Genomic DNA, 6,000 nt, shown 5'->3' with positions numbered 1-6,000 from the left:
GCTCGTGTGCACTTTGTTTTGTGCAAACCGCACGCGAGACCGCGGGTGCAGCGCGCACCCGGTCTTCCCTGCGCCCTTTCATTATCGGGGGCACGGAATTTCTGGCAAAGCTCGGGCGCAATGCGTCGCGAGAATAATTCTTGTCGTCCCGGCGAAGGCCGGGACCCATACGCTGCGGCCCCTGTGATTGAAAAAGGAAGATGACGACCAGCGTGCAAAACAACTATCGCTGGTGGGTATGGGTCCCGGCGTTCGCCGGGACGACGGAGAGAGTTGTGCGCTTCGCGGCGACGCGAGAAATCAGCTCGCCGCTTCGAGCCGCTCTTCGGTCAGCAGCCGCATCGCCGCATCCGCGTCCATCGGCTCGCCGAAGGCAAAACCTTGCGCGTATTCGCAGCCCAATTGATAGAGCTCGACCGCATCGGAGTCCGTCTCCGCGCCTTCGGCGACCACGTCCATGCCGAGGTCGTGGGCGAGCGCGATGATCGATTTCAGGATCACCGGACGGGTGCCGCGGCTGGTGGTGCGCACGAACGACTGGTCGATCTTGATGGTGTCGAACGGGAAGCGCTGCAGATAGGCCAGCGAGGAATGGCCGGTGCCGAAATCGTCGAGCGACAATCCGGTGCCGAGCTCGCGGATCCGCGTCAGCATCTGCGCCGCGTGTTCCGGGTTCTCCATGACCAGCGACTCGGTCAGTTCGAGCTTCAGCGTGCCGCGCGCCACCGACGAGCGCGACAGCACGGTGCGGATGTCGTGGATCAGGTCGTGGCGCAGCAATTGCCGCGAGGAGACGTTGACGCTGGCGAAGATCGGCTCGCGCGAGCGCATCGCGCGCTGCCACACCGCGAGCTGCTTCGCCGTCTGGTCCATCACGAACATGCCGAGATCGACGATCAGGCCGATCTCTTCGGCAATCGAAATGAATTCCGACGGCGACATCCGCCCGAGTTTGGGATGATCCCAGCGGGCGAGGGCCTCGAAGCCGGCGATCGAGCGATCCTCCAGCCGCACGATCGGCTGGTAGAGGATCGTGATTTCCTGGCGCTCGATGGCGCGGCGCAATTCGCTTTCCAGCGTCAGCCGGTCGGTCTTGCGGGCGCGCATCGCCGGCTTGTAGACGTCGATGCGGTCGCCGCCGATGCGCTTGGAATGATACATCGCCAGCTCGGCATCCTTGATGATCTCGTCGGACAGCTGCGTCTGCGGATCGCTCAACGCCAACCCAATCGAGGCAGTGAGAAAAATCTCGCGGTCGTTGAAGGCGATCGGCGCGCGGATGGTCTTGCGGATGGTCTCGGCGAAGGCGGTGATGCGCGCCGAATCCTGTTCCGACATCAGGATCAGGCCGAACTGGTCGCCGGCGAGCCGCGCCAGCGTGTCCTGGGGTTTAAGGATACGGGTCAGCCGCCGCGCCAGCGTCAGCAGGATCGAGTCGCCGACGGCGATGCCGACGGAATCATTGACCTGTTTGAAGCGGTCGAGATCGATCACCATCAGCGTCGGGCGCAGGTTCGGCATGGTCTTGGCGAAATTCGCCACCGCGCCGAGGCGGTCGATGAACAATTTGCGGTTCGGCAGGCCGGTGAGGTTGTCATGCACGCTGTCATGCAGCATGCGCTCCTCGGCATTCTTCTGCTCGGTGACATCGGTCAGCGTGCCGACAACTCGGGAAACTTCGCCGTCGGAGCCGACCACCGGGCGCGCTTTCAGCGCGAACCACATGAAGTGGCCGTCGGGGGTACGAAGGCGGAAATCCTGCACCAGCCGCCCGCGGCGCTGGTCGAGCACGCTGTCGAGGGCGGCGCGGAAACGGTCCTGGTCGAGCGGATGCAGCACCTCGAGCCATTTGGCGGCCGGGCCTTCCAGCGTGCCGCGTTTGAGGCCGAGCAGGCTTTCGGTCTCGGGGCTGGTGAACACCTTGTCGGCGGAGACGTCCCAGTCCCAGATCAAATCGCCGGAACCGGTCAGCGCCAGCGCGCGGCGCTCGACGTCGGAGACCACGCCGGTGGTGGCGCCGCCGCCGGCAAAGGCGTGCTGCATCACCGTAAATCCGATCAGCATCACGATCAGCACGAGGCCGCCGAGCAGCGCCGGGCCGACGATGTCGTTGGTGACGTTTCCTGCCACCGCCATGCCGGCCGCGACCACCCAGACCACCAGCAGGAACCAGGTCGGGATCAACAGCACCGCGCGGTCAAAACCGTGCGTGGAGAGATAGACGATCAGCGCAAAGCCCGCGAAGGCGATCATGACCAGCGACATCCGCGCGATGCCGGAAGCAACCGCCGGATCGAACAGCGCCAGCGCCACCAAGGATCCGAGGAAGGTCAGCCAGCCGACGGTGATGTGGGAATAGCGCACATGCCAGCGGCTGAGATTGAGATAGGCGAACAGGAACACCAGCAGCGTCGCCGCCAGGATCGCTTCACCCGCCGCGCGCCAGACGCGCTCGGCGTTGTTCTGCATGTCCAGAACCTTGCCCCAGAAGCCGAAATCGACGCCGATATAGACCAGCACCGCCCAGGCCAGCGCGGCAGCGGCCGGGAACATGATGCTGCCCTTGACCACGAACAGAATGGTGAGCACGAGGGCCAGAAGGCCGGAGATCCCGATCACGATGCCCTGGTAGAGCGTGAACGAGTTGACCTTGTCCTTGTAGGCGTCCGGTTCCCACAGATAGAGCTGCGGCAGCTTGTCGGTGCGCAGTTCCGCGACGAAGGTGACGACGGCGCCGGGATCGAGCGTGATGCGGAAGATGTCGGCGGTGGCGCTTTCCTGGCGCTCGGGCCGGTCGCCGGTCGAGGGCGTGATGGTGGCGATGCGCGACAGGCCGAGATCGGGCCACAGCAGGCCCGACGACACGATGCGGTAGTGCGGGGCAACGATCAGGCGGTCGAGCTGGTCGTCGGTGTTGTTGGCGAGCGCGAACACCACCCAGTTCTGGCCGCCTTCACGGGCGCGCACCTCGATGCGGCGGACGATGCCGTCGGTGCCGGGCGCGGTCGAAACCTGGATGCGGTCGGCATCGCTGCGCTGGTGATCGAGCACCGCGGTGAGGTCGATGGCAGGCGCGTCACTGCGGACGCTGACAGCGTCAATGGCGCGCGCTGGCGGCGCGTACGCAACAATCATGAGGCCCAGCGCGAGCAGCGCAAGGCACCTGATCAGACGCAATTTCAGTACTCCGCGATCAACGAACCGGTCGACAAACCCTTGGGGCGCGAACGGCCCGACGTTGCCGCGATAAATGACATGAAAGCGAAGGAAATCAAAGGGTTTCCGCCTTCGCTTCGGTCCGGAGCGTTAAACCGCCAACACAATTTTGCCAATATGTGCGCTGGTCTCCATCCGCCGGTGTGCATCCGCGGCCTTTTCCAGCGGGAATGTGCTGTCCATCAGCGGCTTTACCCGCCCTTCGCGCATCAGGGGCATCACTTTGGCCTCGATCGCCGCGACCATCGCCGCCTTATCCGCATTAGTACGGGGACGCAGGGTGGAGCCGGTGTGGGTCAGCCGCTTCACCATGACCTTGGCGATGTTGACGGTGACCTTGGGCCCGCTGAGCGTTGCGATCTGCACGATACGGCCGTCGATCGCGGCGGCATCATAGTTGCGATCGACGTAGTCGCCGGCAACCATGTCGAGGATGACGTTGGCGCCCGCGCCATCGGTCGCGGCCTTGACCTCGGCGACGAAGTCCTCGGTCTTGTAGTTGATGGCGCGGTCGGCGCCGAGCTTCAGGCAGGCATCGACCTTGTCCTGGCCGCCGACGGTGACGATTACCTTGGAACCAAAGGCCTTGGCGAGCTGGATCGCCATGGTGCCGATGCCGGACGAGCCACCGTGGATCAGCAGCGTTTCGCCGGGCTTCAGCGCGCCGCGCTCGAACACATTGTGCCAGACCGTCATCAGCGTTTCCGGAATAGCACCAGCTTCCTGCATCGACAGGACAGGCGGCACGCTCATCGCCTGCGCGTCTTGCGCGATGCAATATTGCGCGTAGCCGCCACCGGCCACCAGCGACATCACCTTGTCGCCGAGCTTGTGCTTGCTCGCACCGGCGCCGAGCGCAACCACTTCGCCCGCGATTTCGAGGCCGGGCAGGTCGCTGGCGCCGGGCGGCGGCGGGTAGGCGCCGGACCGCTGCGCGACGTCGGGACGGTTGACGCCGGCGGCGGCGACCTTGACCAGGATTTCGCCGGGGCCGGGCAGGGGAACGCTGCGGGTTTCCGGCAACAGCACTTCGGGGCCGCCGGGCTTGCTGATGCCGACGACGGTCATTTGCGCGGGCAGCTTTTCCATGATTTGTCCTTGCGAAATACGGGAATTTTGAAGGCGGCCCCTGATTAGCCAGCCGTCATGCGGCTGGCAACCGCCTCAACGGATCGCTGAGCACGGAGGAAACGCATGGCCATCGAGGATGACGACAAGCCGAGGAAGAAAATCACCCACGAGATCGGGCAGGACCTGTCGCTGCTGTCGGTCGAGGAATTGACCGAGCGCATCGCGCTGATGAATTCCGAGATCGAACGGCTGCAGGCGGCGATGGCCAAGAAGCGCGCGTCCAAGGATGCGGCGAACAGTTTTTTCAAGTCGTAGCCGAGGGCCGGGATGGGAATGCGCGGAAGACGTCTCGTTGGCGCGCTCGTCATGGGTGCGGTCGTGGGTATTGTGTTTGCCGGACTGAGTGCGCCGGCCGATGCCCGGACGCCGGCGAGCTGCGTCGGGATCGACATGACCTCGGGCGAATGCAAGGCGCAGCGCTGCAAGAAGCCGTTCGCGAAAAATCTTGCCGCGTGCGCCGAACTGCCATCCAACAAATCGTGTCCGGTCCTCGCCCGGCAGCAAAAGCGCCAGTGCGACCGAAGCTGCGACCAGACATATATGAAGCGGTTCCCGCCGGGGTTTACCTGCGATGAACAGTAAGTGGCCAATGGCCTAATCCGGGCAGCGCCTCGCGTTGAATGGTGCAAGGAATGCTGCGTGTCCCAAACTAGGCCAATGGCCGACATGGCAAACAAAGCCTGAAGAAAATCGTTCGTTTACGATCAATTAAGCTTTCTCGTTTATGACTGTGGTCGTCCTCGTTTGGACACCGAGTGGCTCCTGTCCACTCTGTTTGACGCCTCCCTGTTATCAACTTCAAAAGCCGCCGGAAACGGCGGCTCTTTTTTTGTCTCCGCATCGGCTGGAAACCATATTTCCGGTTGCGGCTGGACTCTCGCCCTCGCAAGCGCAATGATTTGTTCATCATAAGTCGGCGGCGTGAAAAGCCGGCAGCGTATCAGTGGCGTGAGGGCGTTAACTATGGCGGACCGGCTGCACAGCGATTCCGCGCTCGTTCATTTCAGCGAGCGGCTGACTAATTCGGCGGCATTCGGAACCCTGTTCCGCGAGGGCATGGATCTGGTCGAGGAGACCGCCGCCTATCTCGACGGTGACGGCCGCGCTGAGGCCAAGGCGCTCGAACGCTCCGTCAGTCTCACCTATGCGACCGAAAGCATGCGGCTGACCACCCGCCTGATGCAGCTCGCCTCCTGGCTGCTGCTGCATCGCGCGGTCAAGGAAGGCGAGATGACGCTGACCCAGGCCAACCGCGAAAAGACCAAGGTCAAGCTCTCCGCCGCCGATCCCGGCCCGGAAGACATGATCGCCAAACTGCCGCAGCAATTGCAGCACCTGATCGAGCGTTCGATGAACCTGCAGTCGCGGGTGCGCCGGCTCGACACTTCGATCCATGCGCCGGCGGCCGAACGCGCCCCGATCGGCAATCCGCTGGTGCCGCAGCTCAATCGCCTGAAGGCGGCCTTCGAGCGGTAATTCATTTCAGGCTGTCATTCCGGGGCGCGAAGCGAACCCGGAATCTCGAGATTCCCCGATGCGCAGTTGCGCATCTGAGGTTCGATGCTTCGCGTCGCCCCGGAATGACGGCAGTGAATAGCAAAACAAAAAACGCCCCGGGGAAACCGGGGCGTTTTGCATTCCTGGGCCGAATGG

At 63.7% G+C, this 6,000-nt stretch carries 5 protein-coding genes; 3 read left to right on the top strand and 2 right to left on the bottom strand.

Annotated elements, in window-relative coordinates:
- Nucleotides 1-300 precede the first annotated feature (300 nt).
- The gene (locus JQ567_RS31805; protein WP_212416184.1) at nucleotides 301-3,177 is read right to left on the bottom strand and encodes an EAL domain-containing protein; all 2,877 of its coding nucleotides are present in this window, start codon (nucleotides 3,175-3,177) and stop codon (nucleotides 301-303) included.
- Nucleotides 3,178-3,306: 129 nt separating this feature from the next.
- On the bottom strand, nucleotides 3,307-4,305 hold the full coding sequence (locus JQ567_RS31800) for an NAD(P)H-quinone oxidoreductase (protein ID WP_212442485.1): 999 nt from the start codon (nucleotides 4,303-4,305) through the stop codon (nucleotides 3,307-3,309).
- Between the two features lie 105 nt (nucleotides 4,306-4,410).
- Between JQ567_RS31800 and JQ567_RS31795 the strand changes: the two genes are divergently transcribed.
- The 3 genes from JQ567_RS31795 to JQ567_RS31785 all read left to right on the top strand — a co-directional run bounded on the left by JQ567_RS31795 (nucleotide 4,411) and on the right by JQ567_RS31785 (nucleotide 5,823).
- A complete protein-coding gene (locus tag JQ567_RS31795) occupies nucleotides 4,411-4,602 on the top strand; it encodes a DUF1192 domain-containing protein (protein WP_192736889.1) in 192 nt (63 codons plus the stop codon).
- Between the two features lie 18 nt (nucleotides 4,603-4,620).
- Nucleotides 4,621-4,929 carry a hypothetical protein gene (locus tag JQ567_RS31790; protein ID WP_212442484.1) on the top strand — a complete coding sequence of 103 codons (309 nt, stop codon included), beginning with the start codon at nucleotides 4,621-4,623 and terminating at the stop codon, nucleotides 4,927-4,929.
- Between the two features lie 381 nt (nucleotides 4,930-5,310).
- Complete coding sequence (locus JQ567_RS31785) at nucleotides 5,311-5,823, top strand: DUF1465 family protein (protein ID WP_212442483.1); 513 nt, start codon at nucleotides 5,311-5,313, stop codon at nucleotides 5,821-5,823.
- Nucleotides 5,824-6,000: the final 177 nt, after the last annotated feature.

Origin of the sequence: Bradyrhizobium sp. AUGA SZCCT0431, from assembly GCF_018131065.1 — a bacterium.
In the GTDB taxonomy this organism is placed as follows: domain Bacteria; phylum Pseudomonadota; class Alphaproteobacteria; order Rhizobiales; family Xanthobacteraceae; genus Bradyrhizobium.
Note: the sequence above shows the minus strand (reverse complement) of the source record. Positions and strands in the feature narration are given on the sequence as shown.